Genomic DNA, 19,091 nt, shown 5'->3' with positions numbered 1-19,091 from the left:
TTCATCGGACGATATTTTACGCCTTCTTTCTCACTCCACTCATCAAGAGGAATAAAGCCATGAGAACAATAGAAATCATATCCTTGAGAAGACGCATTTACGTACAACTCATTCGGTGACAAGGCCATAATGACACGCCTGAAAAGCTGTGTTGCCAGATGACGTTTCTGTGCATAGCCCGTAATAAAAAGAAGCAGAATTTGATTATTATTAATCTCTAGATAACCTGATATCCGATCATCCTCTTCCTGCACCAAAAGTGCTTTAGATCCAGTCACCAGCCTTTTCAGGATTTGGTCAAACGATACATACTCCTGAAAATCTTCCCACCCCTTTTCATCAAAATCCGAAGCAATACTTTTTTTAGCTTCTGCGATCACCATTTCGGATACATCTTCGATATCATCAATACCGCAGGGTCTCATTATTCTGCCGTCATCAAGAAAAACAATTTCCATAAAAGACATAAAGGCTCCCCTGTTGATCAACTATGTCTTGTTACGGCCCTAACCTTAAGGCCAAAATTCTTCAATATTTTCTCTATTCTATAAAATCAGTGTGCTTCAAAAGAATGAAAAAAAGGTATCATCCTTTCTTACAATATAAATACAAAAGAACCTTCGGATAATTAGTATCCGATATTGTTGTGCCATTAAAGCGCTGCTATTGTCCCCAAAAAAGCCCTGAAACAAAACCCGGTGCCCCAAACCCAAGGCAAAGGGACGGCGTTAATCCTCAGGGATAGTTATAATCTAGCGAAAGACACCGTAATGGCCGTAGACAAAGATCTTCTCAATCGAGCAGAAGCCAAATGTGAATTATGTAGCACGCCAGATGGCTTGGTTAGCTACGTTGTTCCACCTTCTACAGATGCAACACTGGACCAAAGTATCCTGATCTGTGGAAAATGCCACGGACAGATTGAACAAAAGGAAGATCTGGATATCAATCATTGGCGCTGTCTCAATGAAAGTATGTGGAGCCAAACACCCGCCGTTCAGGTTATGGCATGGCGGATGTTAAAACGCCTTAATGGTGAAGGCTGGGCACAAGATCTATTCGATATGCTTTATCTGGAAGAAGAAACATTAGCATGGGCTCAATCCACTGAGGCTCCTTTTTCTTCCGATGACAACACAGTAAAGCACCTTGATTCAAATGGGGCGATTCTTGAAGCTGGTGATACTGTTATCCTAATAAAAGACCTAAACGTAAAAGGCGGGGGATTTACCGCTAAAAGAGGAACAGCTGTACGAGGCATATCTTTGGTTCCCGATACTCCTGAACACATAGAAGGTCGCGTGAACGGGCAGCAAATCGTTATTTTGACTAAATATGTCAAGAAATCCTAAAACCACACCCCTATAGCTACATAAAGCCTATAGATACATAAAGAGAGCCGCAAAACTGAACTTTGCGGCTCTCTTCTTTTAATGTACCCGTTCTTTGGTCCTAACTGGCCTTCTTCTTGCGGCGTTTACGAGACAACATATTAAGCAGTTCAACGAAGGCAGAAAAAGCCATAGCGGCATAGATGTATCCCTTTGGTACATGAACACCAAAGCCATCCGCAATCAAAGTCATACCGATCATCAAAAGGAAACCTAGTGCCAGCATTACAATTGTCGGGTTTGCTTCGATAAAACGGGATAGAGGCCCCGCAGCCAACAACATCGCGATGACCGCAATAACCACAGCAATCACCATAATTGGTACATGATCGGTCATCCCGACCGCTGTGATAATACTGTCGATGGAAAAGACAAGATCAAGTACCAGAATTTGGCCAATGACGGTTGCAAAGCTGCTCACGACAGCACCTTGAGCATCAGCCTCACCATCCTCGGGGTCAACACTATGATGAATCTCTTTAGTTGCTTTCCAGACAAGAAATAGTCCGCCCGAGATCAGGATGATATCCCGCCATGAAAAGCTGTGATCGAACAAAGTAATAACTGGTTCCACAAGCTGGACAATAATTGCAACAGTCCCAAGCAAAGCAAGTCGAAAAATAAGAGCAAGGCTCAGTCCGATAAGACGTGCTTTAGGCCGTTGAGCTTCTGGAAGTTTATTTGTCAAAATTGATACAAAAATCAGGTTATCAATTCCAAGAACAACTTCCATGACAATCAAAGTAAAAAGAGCCAACCAGGTAGATGGTTCACTTAGCAGGGGTACAAAATTTTCCATAAGTTCACTTTTAGAAGTTTAGGGCTAAATAATTCAGAACAATCATTAGCGATATAGTCTTGAGGATCAATGATAAGATTTAAAGCAATTTAGACATAAAAAAAGCCCGGGCTCGAAAGCACCGGGCTTTTTAATTCATAAACTGTCTAATCAGCCAATAGCTGTAAGCATGGCCTCAGACAATCCGATCTGTTTTCTTGCGGCGTCACGAGCGGCGTCATCTTTTGCATCGGAAAGATCTTCTTTTGCATCTTGAAGCTGCTGCTGGACTGCTGCTTTGTCAATCTCACCTACAGGCTGAGCCACTTCAGCGAGAACGGTACAGCGTTCCGTGGTTACCTCGGCAAAGCCACCGGCGACAAAAATTCGCTCACTAATCTCTTTACCAGAATAGATTGCGATTACGCCGGGACGAACCGTGGAAATCATCGGTGCGTGACGCGGCAGCACACCAAAGTCACCATCTTCACCTGGGACGACAACCATGTCGACACTTTGGGAAAGAAGTAGTTTCTCTGGAGAAACGAGTTCGAATTCGACCTGTTCTTTGGCCATTATTCTCTTCCTGCTACCTGTCTTAACGACAATTAAAGATCAGAAACCTTAAGCGGCTTCAGCGGCCATTTTCTCAGCTTTGGCAACAACTTCGCTAATGGTACCAACCATATAGAAAGCTGCTTCTGGAAGGTGATCGTATTCACCAGCAAGAATGCCTTTAAAACCGTTAATGGTGTCTTCCAAAGCAACCTGAACACCAGGAGATCCTGTGAAGACCTCAGCCACGTCAAACGGCTGTGACAAGAAACGCTGGATCTTACGAGCACGCGCAACAGTCATTTTATCTTCTTCGGATAGCTCATCCATACCCAAAATCGCAATGATGTCCTGCAAGTCTTTGTAAGACTGAAGTACACGTTGAATTTCACGGGCAATTGTATAGTGCTCTTCACCAATAACTGATGGCTCAAGAATACGGCTTGTTGAATCCAATGGATCCACAGCCGGGTAAATTCCAAGCTCAGCAATCTGACGAGACAAAACAGTTGTCGCATCCAAGTGAGAGAAGGTTGTTGCAGGCGCAGGGTCAGTCAAGTCATCAGCAGGAACGTAAACGGCCTGAACAGATGTGATTGAACCTTTCTTCGTAGACGTAATACGCTCCTGCATGGCACCCATATCAGTACCAAGAGTTGGCTGATAACCAACCGCAGAAGGAATACGACCTAGAAGCGCTGAAATTTCAGAACCAGCCTGTGTGAAACGGAAAATGTTATCCACAAAGAACAGAACGTCCTGACCTTCTTCATCACGGAAATATTCCGCCTGAGTAAGACCAGTCAAAGCAACACGAGCACGCGCCCCTGGAGGTTCGTTCATCTGACCATAAACAAGCGCACATTTACTGTCGCCATCTAGGTTGATAACACCACCTTCAATCATTTCGTGATAAAGATCGTTACCCTCACGAGTACGCTCACCAACACCGGCAAACACAGAGTAACCACCGTGTGTTTTCGCAATGTTGTTGATCAATTCCATGATTGTCACGGTTTTACCAACACCGGCACCACCGAAGAGACCAATTTTACCACCCTTTGAGTATGGGCAAAGCAAATCGATAACTTTAATACCAGTTACCAAGATCTCGGCATCAGTAGCCTGTTCATCGAAGTTAGGTGCAGCACGGTGAATTGGGAAAGAAGCTTTGTTTCCAATATCGCCACGTTCATCAATTGGCTCGCCAACAACGTTCATGATACGACCCAAAGTCTCAGGTCCAACAGGAACTTTAATAGCATCGCCAGTGTCAGAAACTTCCTGACCGCGCATAAGGCCATCAGTTGCATCCATAGCAATGGTACGAACTGTGTTTTCACCCAGATGCTGGGCAACCTCAAGAACAAGGCGTTTGCCATCGTTCTGCAATTCTAGTGCGCCCAAAATTTCAGGAAGATTTCCACCTGAAAATTGAACGTCAACCACCGGTCCTAGGACCTGTGTGATCTTACCGATATTCTTATCAGCCATTTAGTGTCACTCCTTAGCCAGTGCGCTTGCCAGGGCTCTCTAAGATTAGAGAGCCTCTTTGGCGGAGATAATTTCAATCAACTCGTTTGTGATGTTTGCTTGACGCGTTCTGTTATACTGAATCGACAGTCGATCAATCATCTCGCCAGCGTTACGTGTCGCACTGTCCATAGCAGACATACGAGCACCGTGCTCACTAGCGGCATTTTCAAGCATCGCTTTAAAAATCTGAATTGAAATATTGCGAGGCAACAAATCACTCAGGATTTTCTCATCAGATGGCTCATAATCATAGATACCACCATCAGCAAGGCCAGATGCATCCGCATCGCCCTCAGCTTCAAATGGGATCAACTGTTGAGCAGTAGGAATTTGAACGATTACAGATTTGAACTTCGCGTAGAAGATCGTGCAAACATCAAATTCGCCAGCATCAAACATTCTCAGTACGGTATCAGATACTGTCGTAGCTTTATCAAAACTCAAGCTAGGTTTTGCAACATCTTCAATCGTATCAACGATATTAGGTCCAAATTCACGTCGTAGCTGATCACGAGATTTACGACCAATACAGTAGAACTTTACAGTTTTACCAGCTTTGATCAGCTCATGAGCTTTCTTGCGAGCTTCTTTTACAATATTGGAATTGAAGCCACCACAAAGACCGCGATCCGCCGCGGCTACGATGAGTAAGTGAACGTCATCTTTACCTGTTCCAGCAAGAAGAGGAGATGCCCCGGGCTGTTTGCCTGCAGATGCAGCAAGAGAACCTAACATCCGTTCCATACGCTCTGCGTATGGTCGGGATGCTTCAGCTTGTTCTTGTGCACGGCGCAGTTTAGCCGCAGCAACCATCTTCATGGCCGAAGTGATCTTTTGCGTTGATTTAACGCTAGAGATCCTAAGTTTCAGATCGTTTAAGTTTGCCATGTCGTTATTCGTTTCCCACAGCCATTAAACTCTGGATTGCCAATCCGTTAAACAAAAGTCTTGGCAAAATTATCCATAAAGGACTTCAGCTTGCTTTCTGTATCGGCAGAAAGAGCTTTCTCTGTACGGATAGTTTCCAGAATGTCCTGGCCATTGCCACGAATTTCAGAAAGAAGTTTCTCTTCGAAGTGACTGATCATTTTCACGTCAATCGCATCAAGGTAACCCTTCACGCCTGAATAGATAACAACAACCTGCTCTTCAACAGTCAGCGGCTTGTACTGAGGCTGCTTGAGAAGCTCGACTAAACGAGATCCACGAGCCAACAGACGCTGAGTAGCTGCATCGAGATCAGAAGCGAACTGAGAGAAAGCTTCCATTTCACGATATTGAGCGAGCTCAAGTTTAATACTACCCGCAACTTGTTTCATAGCCTTGATCTGCGCTGAAGAACCAACACGGGAAACCGACAGACCAACGTTAACAGCTGGACGGATACCTTTGTTGAAAAGGTTCGTTTCAAGGAAGATCTGACCATCAGTAATCGAAATCACGTTGGTCGGAATAAAGGCAGACACGTCACCGCCTTGAGTTTCGATCACTGGCAGAGCAGTCAAAGAGCCTGCACCGTGTTCATCGTTCAATTTACATGAACGCTCAAGTAGACGGGAGTGAAGATAGAAAACGTCACCAGGATAAGCTTCACGCCCAGGAGGACGACGAAGGAGAAGAGACATCTGACGATAAGCAACAGCCTGCTTGGAAAGATCATCATAAACGATCACAGCATGCATCGCGTTGTCGCGGAAGTACTCGCCCATTGCTGCGCCAGTATATGGAGCAAGGAACTGAAGCGGTGCAGGATCAGACGCTGTCGCAGCAATAACGATGGAATATTCCATAGCGCCATTATCTTCGAGAGTCTTGACCAAACGAGCAACAGTGGAACGCTTCTGACCAACAGCTACATAGATGCAGAATAGCTTTTCGCTTTCGCTAGAAGCAGCATCATTCGTTACTTTTTGGTTCAGGATCGTATCCAGAGCAATCGCTGTCTTACCAGTCTGACGGTCGCCAATGACAAGCTCACGCTGGCCACGACCAATTGGAATAAGACTATCAATAGACTTAATACCGGTCTGCATTGGCTCGTGAACAGACTTACGTGGAATAATGCCAGGGGCCTTTACTTCCACACGCGTACGCTCAACATCCTTAAGAGGACCTTTACCGTCAATCGGATTACCGAGACCATCAACAACGCGACCGAGCAGGCCTTTACCTGCAGGAACGTCAACAATAGAACCGGTACGTTTGACCGTATCGCCTTCTTTAACACCACGGTCATCACCGAAAAGCACGACACCAACGTTGTCGACTTCAAGGTTAAGGGCCATGCCCCGAATACCGTTAGCAAATTCCACCATCTCGCCAGCCTGAACATTGTCCAGACCATAAATACGAGCCACACCATCACCCACAGAAAGAACTTGGCCTACTTCAGCCACATCAGCGTCAGCGCCGAAGTTTTCAATCTGGTTTTTGAGAATGGTAGAGATTTCAGCGGCGCGGATATCCATTACCCAACCCCTTTCATCATCAATTCAAGTCTCTGAAGTTTTGTACGCAAGGAGCTATCAACCATGCGGCTACCAACCTGCACAATCATGCCCCCGATTAGGGATTCATCGACAGTTACGTCAACTTCGACAGATCCACCAGCGGAAGCTTTTAACGCATCTGCGATTGCTTTTTGCTGAGTCTTTGTCAATTCGTGTGCTGCTGTTACTTTTGCTCGGACCTCACCGCGGCGACGCGCCAATTCTGCCAAGTAGGCATCAGCCATGTCAGCCAGAACAGCAAGACGACGATTTTCAGCAACAACCAATACAAAGTTAAGCGTTACGTCATTAACGCCTGCCTTGTCCAGAACTGCTGAAATCGCTTTAACCTGCTGATCGCGAGTGTAAAGCGGAGAGCTGAGCAAATCCTGAAGCTCAGAGCTGTCTGAAACGAGTTGTTTCAGGCCCTGCAAGTCTTCAGCCACTGCATCCAATGCAGATTTTTCCTCGGCAATTTCCAGTAGCGCTAATGCATAGCGCCCTGCCAAGCCATTCAAGCTAGTGTTTTCGCCTGCCAAGCTGGTTGCCCCCAAGATAAGCCAGAAATTGACCCTGCCTGTACAGGTCACATTTCAGTGAAGCCGAAACTAAATTCTTACGAAAAGTACGAGCTGTACTAATCATCAGGCGCGGGTTAGGTATCACAGTCATAACAGGGTTTCAAGCGAGTCAGACGAAAGATTCGACCTTTTATGACACTCTTTTCGCCGCAGTTGCGAAAAAGAGTCCTCTGGAACCCCTGAGAAGTCTCTGTTTATTCTCAAAAATACGCCAATTTTGCCATTATTTTTTTTACTGCGTTTTCAGAAAAAAATTTTACTCCCAAATTCCCGCCCCTTTAAGAGACAAATTACGACATCCCCAACGGGCCATAAAAACACGTCATAAAATTGTCCTATGCCAATAGACGAGACTGCCTTGCATATCGCTTCTAAAGAAAGGAATAAGGATCAACATCAACGACAATCTTGATTCGCGAAGGCGCCTTGTGGTTGCCAAGCCAGTTCCGTGCTATTCCTTGAGGTGAAATTGACTTTTTACTCATGATCAGAAAACGCCGACGAAACTTTCCACGCAACAACGCAAGCGGCGCCGGAGCAGGCCCGAGAATTTGTGCATCACTAAGCTGGGGAATCGACCTCGCCAGACTTGCACAAAAATTATCCAGTTCACTTTCATCCGGACCAGAAACAATGACCGCTGCCAAACGACCAAAGGGCGGGAGATTCCCCCGCGCTCTCGTTTCAGCTTCAATTTCCAGAAACTTGTCTCGATCCCCAGCTTTAAGTGTCTGCATCACAGGATGCTTAGGATCAGATGTTTGCAACAGCACTCGCCCTTTGTGCTCGGCACGCCCGGCACGCCCAGCCACCTGATGTAATAACTGGAAGGTCCGTTCCGCAGCTCTTAAATCGCCGCCAAACAATCCCAGATCAGCATCAACCACCCCAACCAGTGTCAAATAAGGGAAGTGATACCCCTTTGCCACGACCTGTGTACCCACCAGAAGGTTAACTTCTCGATTCTGGATGCGGTCGACCATCTCTTTGGTTGCAGCAGGCGACGTCATCGTATCACTGGCCATCAAGGCCACATTGGCTTCGGGGAAAAGGAACTTGGCCTCTTCCACGATCCTCTCGACACCTGGACCACAGGGAACGAGAGAATCCTCAGCATTACATGAAGGGCACGTTTCGGGTAGAGCGGCCGAAAAGCCACAATGGTGACATTGCAATCGTCGAAACCGTCGATGCTCAACCAACCATGCAGTACAATGCGGGCACTGCAGTCGATGACCACACGTTCGACAGAGCGTGAGTGGTGCATATCCCCTACGGTTAAGAAACAACATTGCCTGCTCACCAGCCTCAAGGGTTTGGCGAATAGCACCGCGCAGTGCCTGAGACAGCCACCCAGGACCAGATTGCAATCTCTCTGGCTTATCAAAACGCAGATCGATCAACTCAACATCAGGCATCCCGGCGCCTCCATGACGCCCAGGAAGAATCAAACGGTCGTATCGTCCGCTCTGCACATTGACCATTGTCTCTAACGCCGGGGTCGCGGATGCCAAAACAATCGGACAGTTACACCCCTTTGCACGGACAACAGCCATATCTCTTGCGTGATAATAAACGCCGTCTTCCTGTTTAAAGGAGCCTTCGTGCTCTTCATCGACAATAATAAGGCCAAGGTCACTATACGGCAGCATCAAAGCCGAACGCGCGCCGACAACAACTGGCGCCTTACCTGCAGCCACCGCACGCCAAGTCTTCCGACGCAACGCAGGCGTCAAATCTGAATGCCATTCCGCAGGCGCAACCCCGAATCGTTTTTGGAATCTATCCAGCCACTGGCTTGAAAGCGCAATTTCTGGCAACAACACCAATGCCTGTCGCCCTTCTTTTATGGCAGCTTCCACAGCTTCAAAATAAACTTCGGTTTTACCAGATCCGGTAACACCATCCAGAACAACTGTTGAGAAAGCCTGATCTTTAACCCTACTGGTCAGATCGTCAGCAGCCACTTTTTGATCAGATGACAGGGTAGGTCCCATAGTATCAAGCGCTGGACGAGGAAAGAAAAAGTCGGGGGCCTCAAAGTAACTCTCTATCCATCCAAGCTTCTCCAGCCCCTTAACGACAGAACTGGAAACGCCTGCTTCTCTCGCCAGATCAGCCAGCGTCCAGCCTCCACTATCAGCGACAACATCAATCACCTTTCGCCGCGCATTTGTCAGGCGAAGTTTGTCCGCGTCAGCGTCACCATTTTGATTATCAACAACCAGTCGGTATAGCTTTTGCCCCACCAGATTTTCAAGCGCCTGAGGGACAGACAAAGCCATTTTAAGAACCGAGCCTTGCGGAGAGAGCGTATAATTGGCAACCCATTCGACAAATTTACGTAGCTCTTCTCGCAGCGGAGAAACCTCAGAGATACCGGCAATCTCTTTTAATTTTTTAAGGGGAACATCCTCGTCCGCGATCCCGTCCCAGACGACACCTGGCAAGATACGCCGCCCGACAGGCACCATTACTATCTGCCCGGGTTCCAGCTCTAGCTGCACTCCATCAGGGCCATAGGGCAAAAGATAATCATAAGGCTTTTCAATCGGAAGGATGACCTGTACCCGGCAACGGAGAGGTTGTTTATTCATCTCTTCAAACAGAGCCTGCCCTTCACCACCATTCTGCACGAATCGTCTTTCCCAGTTCGTTATAACTACGCCCTAGCCTTTGCCTATAGAAGCTTCAATGACAAGGAAGAAAAAACAGAAAACCAACCACTAAGATACAAACGATACATTTAAAAACTCTATCGTTCACTTTCCCTTCGTACATTCATGATTTATATATACTGAAACTCTGAACCTTGGGCAGTCATTCACTACCTTAAGGATGAACAACATGTTCTGTTACCTGGAAAACACTCCAAGGTAAGAAACAGAACGCGACATATTATTACAGGATTGATTGATGGAATTCTTTATCGACACAGCGGATATCGACGAGATTCGCGAACTAGCGGCAACCGGCCTTGTTGACGGCGTAACGACAAACCCGTCTTTGATTGCCAAAAGTGGTCGTCAGTTTATTGAGGTCATCAAAGAAATTGCCGACGTCGTACCTGGCCCTGTTAGCGCCGAAGTTACATCCCTTGAATATGACGGCATGATATCTGAGGGTCGTAAGCTTGCTGCCATCGCAGACAATATTGTTATCAAGCTACCCCTTACACCTGATGGGCTGAAAGCGTGTAAAACCTTCTCTGACGAAGGTATCGATACCAATGTAACGCTTTGCTTCTCTTCCGCTCAAGCCCTATTGGCGGCGAAAGCTGGTGCAACATATATTTCACCTTTTATCGGGCGCCTTGATGATTTGGCACAAGACGGTTTGATGCTAATTTCAGACATTGTTGAAATCTATAGTGCCTACCCGGATATCAGCACAAAGGTTCTTGTTGCTTCTACCCGTAGTCCTCTTCACGTGGTTGAAGCGGCCAAAATGGGCGCTGATACAGCAACAATTCCACCTGCTGTCCTTCGTGCAATGTTCAAACATCCCTTAACAGACAAAGGCCTTGAATCCTTTATGGCTGACTGGAAAAAAACTGGTCAATCCATTCTCTAGTATGTGGCGATAGGACAAGATTATGAGCAGCCCTTCTCAGGATTTAGAGACAGATCAAATCAAAGAACCTCTCATCACTGCGCGTCATGTCGAAAAATACCTTCGTCAGCACGCGGATTTTCTGGTGCAACATCCTCAGGTGATTGACAGCCTTGAGATTCCCGGAAAAACAGAAGGGCGCGGTCTTGCCGATCTTCAACAGCATATGATCGAAAAGTTGCGGAATCAACTTGCTCAGGTAACAAGAGAACGCGACGTTGTCATATCAAGAAGCCATCACAACAAGTTAACTCAAGACAGAACCCACAGGGCTGTCACAGCCCTGATTTCAGCACAGAACTTCGAACATCTGATTGATATTATCAGCACCGAGCTTCCCATCATCATGGGCATGGATGCAATCGCCATTGGTGTAGAGCAACCCGGTGAGGCAGATGTTGCTGCCCCTGTAGAGGGCATTTCCTGTCTTCTCCCCGGTATGGTGGATGGATTGATAGGTAACGGCCAACCCACAGTGCTCCGCAGCCACATACAGGGCGATGTTTGCCTTTACGGTACCATGGCCCCCCTCATTCAATCCGACGCTTTGATCAGACTCCACATTTCGTCCACAACTCCGCCTGCTATGCTGGCATTCGGGTCACAAAGAGATGATCAATTTGAACCCGGTCAGGGCACAGAACTGATTCGTTTTATTGGCTCAGTAGTTGAGAACACGATCAGAACTTGGCTTAAATTACCTGAATAATAAGCTCACAAGGGGAAGAACAATAAAAAAGCCCCCCCAAACAACACAAAAAATCGATCTTACAGTTCTTCCTTGGAACGATGACGTGCAAGACGCTTTCGAAGATTGGTTAAGCTGGCACCGCAACGAAAAAAGATCCTCTGACAAAACGATTGAAGCCTACGCACACGACATTCGATCATTTTTAAGATTCCATGCTGAACACAGCGGTTATAACGTAACCTTGAAATCAATAGACCAGCTTCAAATCCGCGATTTCAGATCATGGCTTGCCGCTCGTACCGGACAAAATTTAAGTAAGACCTCAACTGCCCGGGCACTATCCGCTGTTCGTGGGTTATTCAAGTGGATGAACAGGCAACAACTCATCAATAACCATGCGCTAGATATTCTTCGCACACCCAAAAAGACTCACGCTGTCCCCAAAGCCCTCACAAAAGAAGAAGCCAAACAAGTGATGGATCAAAGTCCAGAGCTTCAAAACGACACTTGGGTTGGGCACAGAGATCAAGCAGTACTTCTTCTTCTCTACGGCTGCGGCCTACGTATTTCAGAAGCACTGGATTTAAATCAGGAAGACGCCCCGCAAAAAGGACAAGACTTTCTTCGCGTTATGGGGAAAAGAAACAAAGAACGTCTGGTACCGATTTTACCTGTTATTTCCGAAGCTATAGCAAAATACCAAGCAAGTTGTCCTTTTCCACAAAGCCCGGATTCGCCGCTTTTCTTTGGTGTTAAGGGAAAGCGACTTTCGCCAAGAATTATACAGCTCCAAACACAAAAGCTTCGCGGCCTCCTTGGCTTACCAGAGACAGCTACGCCGCACGCCCTTCGTCATAGCTTCGCCACCCACCTGCTTTCCAATGGCGGCGACCTCAGAGCGATACAAGAGCTCTTGGGCCACAACTCGCTCTCCACAACACAGCGTTATACTGATGTAGATGCAGACGAGTTGCTAAAAGTGTACGACAAAGCCCACCCCAGCGCGAAGAAGTAGAACCAACCTTCCACATAAGTGCGGAAAGTTTAGCCCTACCCGACTAATCATCTTCTACCTGCATTGCTGCTGTCTCTGGTGTTGAAGTTCGCGCGGGTGGCGTTGCGACATAGGCAACTTTATCGTCTGTAGCGACAGGTGCACGGCGTGTGATACGCCAAATCGTATAGAGCACAATAAGCACATGCGCGCCCAGCGATGTCATAAACAAACCCGACGTTCCAATGTGCGCCATTCCAAAACCTGATAGCAAGGGACCAACGATAGAGCCCAAACCAAAAACAAGAAGCAGTCCACCACTCACTTGGATAAAACTGCCTTCCGAGGCATGATCGTTCGCATGGGCAACAATCACCGGATACATGCTGAAAATCGATGCGCCGAAAAAGCCAATGAGGATCATATTGAAAAGCTGTGTTTCTGGCGCAATCAGAATAAAAGACAAATCAACAGCTATGGCTGTGAGTGCAATCACCAACAGAACTTTTCGTCGATCCATTTTATCAGAAAAATGACCGACAGGTACCTGCACCAAAGCCCCTGTCAGAATTGGAATGCTGGTAAAAAGCGCAACACTTGTCAGGACGAGGCCAATACGATCAGCATAAACAGCTGCTAATGTGCCGAAAGAAGCATTGGAAATACCCACCATGAAAACGGCAAAAACAGCAACAGGAGAGTTTTTCCATAACCCTTTTATATCCAGACTAACTTTAGCCAAAGGGTTGGGCGATGCGCTGGATGAAACCGCCGTAGGAACCAAGGCCAGACAATAGAACATCGCCCCCAAAACAAAGAACAGAAAGCCCGCACTATCCCCAAGGGGCAAGACCATCTGACCTGTTGTTGTCGCGGCAAGTGTTACCATCGTATAGATTCCGAAAATTCGCCCTCGCGAACTGGCATCGGCACGTTCACCGAGCCAGCTTTCAACGATCATCGCAGCCCCGGCAAAACAAAATCCCGAAACAGCGCGCATTGGTATCCAGGCAAAAGGAGATACAACCAACAAAGAACTTAGAATAGCAAAGGCAGCAAAGGCAGCCATAACGCTAAACGCACGAATATGGCCGACCTTGGAAACAAACCTTGGCATGACAAGACAAGCACTCACGTACCCAACGGCCCATCCCGTTCCAAGCAAACCCAAAGAGAATGCTGAAAAGCCTTCCATATTGCCGCGCACAGGCAAAATCAACGCATTGATGCCACCAGCAAAGAAGAGAAAGGCAGCCCCTAATAAAAGCGCACTAATTGGTAAAAGTTGGCGAATCATAAATCGAAATTTTCATGTTACGTTGCTAAATCAACGATATGACTAGGTACTAAATCTATAGAGCAGAAATCATCGCCCTCGTATCTCTGACCTCGAATCTCTGGCCGCTAATCTTTAGCCTGTGCGAACGGCACCAGCACAGTGCAGCCTATGCAATATTTCCCGACGACAAAGGCTTATCACGACCAAATTTGTGAATGATCAAGGGTCCCATAAGAACCCCTATACCCATTGTCGAAAAAGCCGCTGCCCATGCCAAGGTATTTCCACTCCCCCCAAACAGATCTAAAACGGCCCCAAAAACTATTGGAGACAAAGATCCTGCCGCGAAGCCCGCAAGTGACTGCAAAGCCATTGTCGCACCTTTTCTTTTGGGGTCAGAGTTCGCAACCACACCAGATGTCAGAGACGACGAATCTGCCGTTGTAGATATGCCATAAATAGTAAAGACAATAATAACAATAACAAAAGGTAAGCTGGCGGAAAATCCGATACCAAAGCCGATGAAAGCTGACGCCCCCATAACAATGGTCAACAACTTACGGCGGCCATAACGGACCGAGAACTCATTCCCAATGACACTCGCAGGAAGCCCAAGAAGAAAGACCCACGACGCAATTTGTGTGGGACTCCAGTCAAAACTTTCCATAGGCTGTAATGAAAGCGAAAAGACCAGAAAAGCCACCAACCAAGCCCGAAGAGCAAACAGCTCCCATAAATGGGCCGCATAGGCGAGGATATACCCAAGTGCAGGTCGGTTAGCTATAACAGGTCTGAAGTTAACCACATCACGTAAGGGAATATGTTGTTCAGGTTTTAACCCTTTCGAGACAACGGATAGAACCACCAACCAAGCAAAAAAACTACCTATACCCGCCACAATAAACGACCACTGCCACCCCAACAGCTGCCAAACCTCCCCCGCGACAAAGACAGAAACGCCAGTTCCAATCGCAAAGTGGGCGGTATAATAAGCCACTGCCCTGCTCTGTTCTTTTTTCCCATGAATAAGGTCTGTCAGCAGTTTAAGACCGACCATATAGGTCCCCGCAAGGCTGATCCCAGCGAAAAGCCGGAAAAACATCGCAGTCCAAAAACCTTCCGCAAAAAATGCAAAGCCCAGTGCAGCCAAGCCGCCTAAAGCCATAGAATACAAATATATTCTGCGGGCATCCTCACGATCAGTAAAAGCAACAAGCAGCGGCACTGCCGCCGCATAACCGCCATAGTAAATACCGCTGATCCAGCCGATTTCAGTATTATTGAGATACCATTTCTTTTGGAAAAGCGTGATCAGGGCAGAAAACGTTGCATTATCCAGCATCCCCAACACTTGAGAAAGGCACATCACCGCAATCAAAATTGTCGCTTTTTTAGCTGTGCTTCCATCAAGCATCTATTCCGCCCCTCTCTATTTCGTCCGATGATAAGCCGCGAAGCCCCTGCATTGTCCAGACTTAATTCCTCTTGCAGAAAATGAAATACAAAAAACGCTCCGGAATCAAAAAGGGCAGCTCAAAGCTGCCCTCTATCATAAAAACGAATAGGTCTATCAACTTACATATGGATGGCACGCTTATCGACAGCCATTGCAGCTTCTTTAACCGCTTCACTCAAACCCGGATGAGAATGACAGGTTCTGGCGATATCTTCTGCTGAACCACCAAATTCCATGACAGCAACAGCTTCGGACAACAATTCACCCGCTGCTGGGCCAATAATATGCACACCAAGAACCTTATCGCTTGTTGCATCAGACAAAATTTTGACCTGACCGTCTGATTCACCCATGGCACGTGCGCGGCTGTTGGCACTGAAAGGAAACTTACCAACATTGTAAGCAATGCCAGCTTCTTTCAGAGCTTCTTCGCTTTTTCCAACTGTTGCAATTTCAGGATGGGTATAAACAACACCAGGCACCAGATCGTAATCCACGTGGCCTTTTTGACCCGCAAGGTTCTCCGCACAGGCAACCCCGTCTTCTTCGGCTTTGTGCGCCAACATTGGTCCTGGGACACAATCACCAATCGCGTAGATACCGTCTACAGATGTTTTAAAATTGCCATCAACCTGAATCACACCGCGCTCCATGACAACACCCAACTCTTCAAGACCAAGGCCAGAGGTGTAGGCACGACGCCCGATAGAAACCAGAACCGTATCAACTTCCAGCTCTTCAACTTTCCCTTTTTTGACAGATTCCATCGTCAGCTTAACTTTGCCACCCGCTTTTTCTGCAGCAGTAACCTTCATACCCAATTTGAATTTTAGGCCCTGTTTGCCCAAAACACGTTTGGCAAGTTTACCGGTTTCTTCATCAATACCCGGAAGGATCTTATCAAGGAACTCAACAACAGTGACCTGCGCGCCAAGGCGTGACCAAACAGACCCAAGTTCCAGACCAATAACACCTGCACCAATGACAACCATGTGTTCTGGTACTTTTTTCAGCGAAAGAGCACCTGTAGAAGTTACGATCTGCTCTTCATCCGTCTCAATACCCGGCAACGGTGTTGATTCAGAGCCCGTCGCGATCAAAATATCTTTGGTTTTTAGGGTCTGTTCGCCGTCATCACCTTTGACAAGAACCTCGCCAACCTTTGGAATAGATCCCCAGCCCTTGATGTAATCAACCTTGTTTTTCTTGAGTAGAAATTCAACGCCTTTGGTCAGATCCTCAACGACCTTGTCTTTACGACCCAACATGGTTTCCAGATCAAGTTCGAAAGACCCTTTAATGCCATGCTCGGCAAAGTGTTTTTGCGCATCCACAAACTTCTCAGAAGAATTCAAAAGCGCCTTTGATGGCATACACCCGACATTCAGACAGGTTCCGCCCAATGCGCCCCGCCCTTCAACACAAGCCGTTTTCAGACCGAGTTGAGCAGCACGAATTGCGGCAACATACCCACCTGGGCCACCGCCAATAATGACCAGGTCGTAAAGAGCTTCACTCATTTTTCTAAGGATCCTTTCCGTATTCAGGGTCTTCCCCATACCGCCAGAAAGATGCAGTCCTGTAAGATGACAGCAAGACTATCGCATCAAGTCGGCTATAAGCTATTTGATTTCGTCTATCTGGATAGCATAGGAAGCCCGAACGATATAGCCTAGATGCAATAATTTCTCAGAAAACAGAATTCAGAAGAGTCCCCCTTAAGCAAGGGACACAATTCAGGCCGTTTTCAAGTTTCCTGAGCGAAATAAAACAATAAGCAGGACTCCGCACTAAACAGCGTTTTATCACGAATGAGGATAGCAACATTCCAATATAGATCAAATATTTCCTATCGGAAACTTAAAAAAAATTCTCCACTAAAAGATAAAATAGCGATATAATAGTGAGAACTCAATAAGTTGGGACAGCTATGCAGAGTAAAGAGACGCCAAGAATCGTCGAACCGAAAGCAACTATTTCAGGCGCAGAACGCACTTTGGAACCCCTAAAACTTGGCACGCGTCTTCGGGATGTTCGCAAGAACAAGAACTGGACGTTAGAAGAAGCCTCCAAGCGGACCGGCTTGGCGCGCTCGACCCTGTCAAAAATTGAAAACGACCAAATGTCACCCACCTTCGAAGTCGTACAAAAACTGGTAACCGGCCTAGAGATTGATATCCCTCAACTCTTTACCAAGGGTGACCTTCAGGCAAATGTCGGACGTAGAACGGTCACGAGAAAAGGGGAAGGCAAAGAGCATCCCACTGCAACTTATCAGCACGAACTCCTTTGCACCGAAATTATTAACAAACGCATGATTCCCTTCAAAAGTACTATTCGCGCCCGATCCATGGATGATTTTGGCGAACTTGTCCGACACAATGGCGAAGAATTTCTCTATGTTCTCGACGGAGAACTAACCTTCTATTCAGAATTTTACGAGCCAGTTTCCCTTAAAGAAGGCGATAGTCTGTATTACGACAGCGGAATGGGACATGCCTGTGTATCTACCAGCCAACAAGACGCCGTCATCATTTGGGTCTCCACCCCACACATCTAGTAAAAAACTGATATTGCTAGCCTTTTGTTCTCTTCGCCTCAATAGATCACACTTTTTTTATTTCAGCCAGTAAATCCTATATTGCGAAAATATTTCCGATAGGATAATACTTTCGCAATTAAAAATCGACCATACGATTTATTGAATAGCTCCCAGCAGAGTAACTCTTATCAACGTATTGAGTGCGTGATCGTCCAGCAAACGCAGCGTACCAAACAGTTTTGCCTACATTTGGAATAGGTGAACCAGGGGATAAATATGGAAGCTTTAGAAGCGCTTACAAATATACTAAATTACATCAATGGCATTGTATGGGGCGCCCCCATGCTTGCCCTCATTCTCTTAACAGGTCTCTTTCTTCAGATCGGGTTGACCTTCTTACCACTTCGCAAAATCAGCTATGGCTTTTCTTTGCTGTGGAAAGGAAGAGAAAAAACTGAAGACGGTGGTGAAATCAGCCCGTTTAACGCACTGATGACATCGCTATCAGCCACGATCGGTACTGGAAACATTGCCGGCGTTGCCACCGCGATTTTTATCGGCGGCCCTGGCGCGCTTTTCTGGATGTGGTGTACTGCATTGGTCGGCATGGCGACAAAATATGCCGAGGCTGTTCTCGCCGTCAAATATCGTGAAGAAAATGACAATGGCGACCACGTTGGCGGGCCAATGTACTACATCAAAAACGGTCTTGGCAAAGGTTGGTACTGGTTGGCACCAACTTTTGCTATCTTCGGGTCTATTGCTGGTTTTGGCATTGGTAACATGGTTCAGTCTAACTCCATTGCCGCAGCAATCAACACATCCTTTGGCCTTCCTTCCTACGTAACAGGCGGAATTCTATTTGTTCTCACCGCCGCTGTTATCCTCGGCGGTATCAAGCGTATTGGTTCTGTTGCCGGGAAACTGGTTCCAGCCATGGCGATCATCTACATTGCCTGTGGTCTGATTGTACTCGTGATCAATGCAGCTGAAATTCCGGCAGCCTTCGGCCTTATCTTCCAACACGCCTTCACTCCAGTTGCTGGTGCAGGTGGCTTTGCAGGCGCAACCATCTGGATGGCAATTCGTTTTGGTGTAGCACGTGGCGTCTTTTCAAACGAAGCTGGTTTGGGAAGTGCACCAATTGCACACGCCGCCGCAACAACGAACGACCCTGTCAGACAGGG

General features: G+C 46.9%; 17 protein-coding genes. 6 read left to right on the top strand and 11 right to left on the bottom strand.

Features of this window, described 5'->3' with window-relative positions:
* The coding region (locus Q0241_RS16935) for a GNAT family N-acetyltransferase (protein WP_299379680.1) at positions 1 to 467 on the bottom strand (467 nt) is incomplete at its 3' end.
* 303 nt (positions 468 to 770) lie between these two features.
* Between Q0241_RS16935 and Q0241_RS16930 the strand changes: the two genes are divergently transcribed.
* Entirely contained in the window at positions 771 to 1,352 is a 582-nt protein-coding gene (locus tag Q0241_RS16930; RefSeq protein WP_299379677.1) for an alkylphosphonate utilization protein, read from the top strand.
* Positions 1,353 to 1,452: 100 nt separating this feature from the next.
* Here the strand turns inward: Q0241_RS16930 and Q0241_RS16925 are convergent, their stop codons facing one another.
* From Q0241_RS16925 to Q0241_RS16895, 7 genes are all read right to left on the bottom strand, one after another.
* Positions 1,453 to 2,190 (bottom strand): TerC family protein, encoded by a 738-nt coding sequence (locus Q0241_RS16925; protein ID WP_299379674.1) that lies wholly within the window; start codon positions 2,188 to 2,190, stop codon positions 1,453 to 1,455.
* Between the two features lie 150 nt (positions 2,191 to 2,340).
* Positions 2,341 to 2,745 (bottom strand): F0F1 ATP synthase subunit epsilon, encoded by a 405-nt coding sequence (locus Q0241_RS16920; protein WP_299379671.1) that lies wholly within the window; start codon positions 2,743 to 2,745, stop codon positions 2,341 to 2,343.
* 48 nt (positions 2,746 to 2,793) lie between these two features.
* Positions 2,794 to 4,218, bottom strand: a complete 1,425-nt coding sequence (gene atpD, locus Q0241_RS16915; protein WP_047764955.1) for a F0F1 ATP synthase subunit beta — start codon at positions 4,216 to 4,218, stop codon at positions 2,794 to 2,796.
* A 45-nt stretch (positions 4,219 to 4,263) separates the two neighbouring features.
* The gene (locus Q0241_RS16910; RefSeq protein WP_299379666.1) at positions 4,264 to 5,148 is read right to left on the bottom strand and encodes a F0F1 ATP synthase subunit gamma; all 885 of its coding nucleotides are present in this window, start codon (positions 5,146 to 5,148) and stop codon (positions 4,264 to 4,266) included.
* A gap of 47 nt (positions 5,149 to 5,195) precedes the next feature.
* Positions 5,196 to 6,728 (bottom strand): F0F1 ATP synthase subunit alpha, encoded by a 1,533-nt coding sequence (gene atpA / locus Q0241_RS16905; RefSeq protein WP_299379663.1) that lies wholly within the window; start codon positions 6,726 to 6,728, stop codon positions 5,196 to 5,198.
* Complete coding sequence (locus Q0241_RS16900; protein WP_299379660.1) at positions 6,728 to 7,288, bottom strand: F0F1 ATP synthase subunit delta; 561 nt, start codon at positions 7,286 to 7,288, stop codon at positions 6,728 to 6,730. Before Q0241_RS16900 ends, atpA begins: the two co-directional genes overlap by 1 nt.
* Before the next feature lie 413 nt (positions 7,289 to 7,701).
* Positions 7,702 to 9,927: a primosomal protein N' gene (locus tag Q0241_RS16895; RefSeq protein WP_366941198.1), complete on the bottom strand. Its 2,226-nt coding sequence runs from the start codon at positions 9,925 to 9,927 to the stop codon at positions 7,702 to 7,704.
* 319 nt (positions 9,928 to 10,246) lie between these two features.
* On the opposite strand from Q0241_RS16895, the gene fsa reads away from it, so the two are divergent.
* From fsa to Q0241_RS16880, 3 genes are all read left to right on the top strand, one after another.
* Positions 10,247 to 10,903, top strand: a complete 657-nt coding sequence (gene fsa / locus Q0241_RS16890) for a fructose-6-phosphate aldolase (RefSeq protein ID WP_047764958.1) — start codon at positions 10,247 to 10,249, stop codon at positions 10,901 to 10,903.
* A 22-nt stretch (positions 10,904 to 10,925) separates the two neighbouring features.
* On the top strand, positions 10,926 to 11,651 hold the full coding sequence (locus tag Q0241_RS16885; RefSeq protein ID WP_299379646.1) for a DUF484 family protein: 726 nt from the start codon (positions 10,926 to 10,928) through the stop codon (positions 11,649 to 11,651).
* Positions 11,652 to 11,736: 85 nt separating this feature from the next.
* Positions 11,737 to 12,648, top strand: coding sequence for a tyrosine recombinase XerC (locus tag Q0241_RS16880; RefSeq protein ID WP_299379643.1), 912 nt, complete (start codon positions 11,737 to 11,739; stop codon positions 12,646 to 12,648).
* A gap of 43 nt (positions 12,649 to 12,691) precedes the next feature.
* On the opposite strand, the gene Q0241_RS16875 is transcribed toward Q0241_RS16880, so the two are convergent.
* The 3 genes from Q0241_RS16875 to lpdA all read right to left on the bottom strand — a co-directional run bounded on the left by Q0241_RS16875 (position 12,692) and on the right by lpdA (position 16,882).
* On the bottom strand, positions 12,692 to 13,924 hold the full coding sequence (locus Q0241_RS16875; RefSeq protein ID WP_299379640.1) for an MFS transporter: 1,233 nt from the start codon (positions 13,922 to 13,924) through the stop codon (positions 12,692 to 12,694).
* A 148-nt stretch (positions 13,925 to 14,072) separates the two neighbouring features.
* Positions 14,073 to 15,320 carry an MFS transporter gene (locus Q0241_RS16870; protein WP_299379637.1) on the bottom strand — a complete coding sequence of 416 codons (1,248 nt, stop codon included), beginning with the start codon at positions 15,318 to 15,320 and terminating at the stop codon, positions 14,073 to 14,075.
* 161 nt (positions 15,321 to 15,481) lie between these two features.
* Complete coding sequence (gene lpdA, locus Q0241_RS16865; RefSeq protein ID WP_299379634.1) at positions 15,482 to 16,882, bottom strand: dihydrolipoyl dehydrogenase; 1,401 nt, start codon at positions 16,880 to 16,882, stop codon at positions 15,482 to 15,484.
* A 410-nt stretch (positions 16,883 to 17,292) separates the two neighbouring features.
* On the opposite strand from lpdA, the gene Q0241_RS16860 reads away from it, so the two are divergent.
* Together Q0241_RS16860 and Q0241_RS16855 are read left to right on the top strand one after the other, a co-directional pair.
* On the top strand, positions 17,293 to 17,922 hold the full coding sequence (locus tag Q0241_RS16860; RefSeq protein WP_299379631.1) for a helix-turn-helix domain-containing protein: 630 nt from the start codon (positions 17,293 to 17,295) through the stop codon (positions 17,920 to 17,922).
* 258 nt (positions 17,923 to 18,180) lie between these two features.
* A partial coding sequence (locus Q0241_RS16855) for a sodium:alanine symporter family protein (protein ID WP_299379628.1) occupies positions 18,181 to 19,091 on the top strand: 911 nt, incomplete at its 3' end.

The sequence above is a fragment of the uncultured Kiloniella sp. genome, assembly GCF_937128705.1.
Taxonomy (GTDB): domain Bacteria; phylum Pseudomonadota; class Alphaproteobacteria; order Kiloniellales; family Kiloniellaceae; genus Kiloniella.
This window is presented reverse-complemented; position numbering and strand designations above follow the sequence as displayed.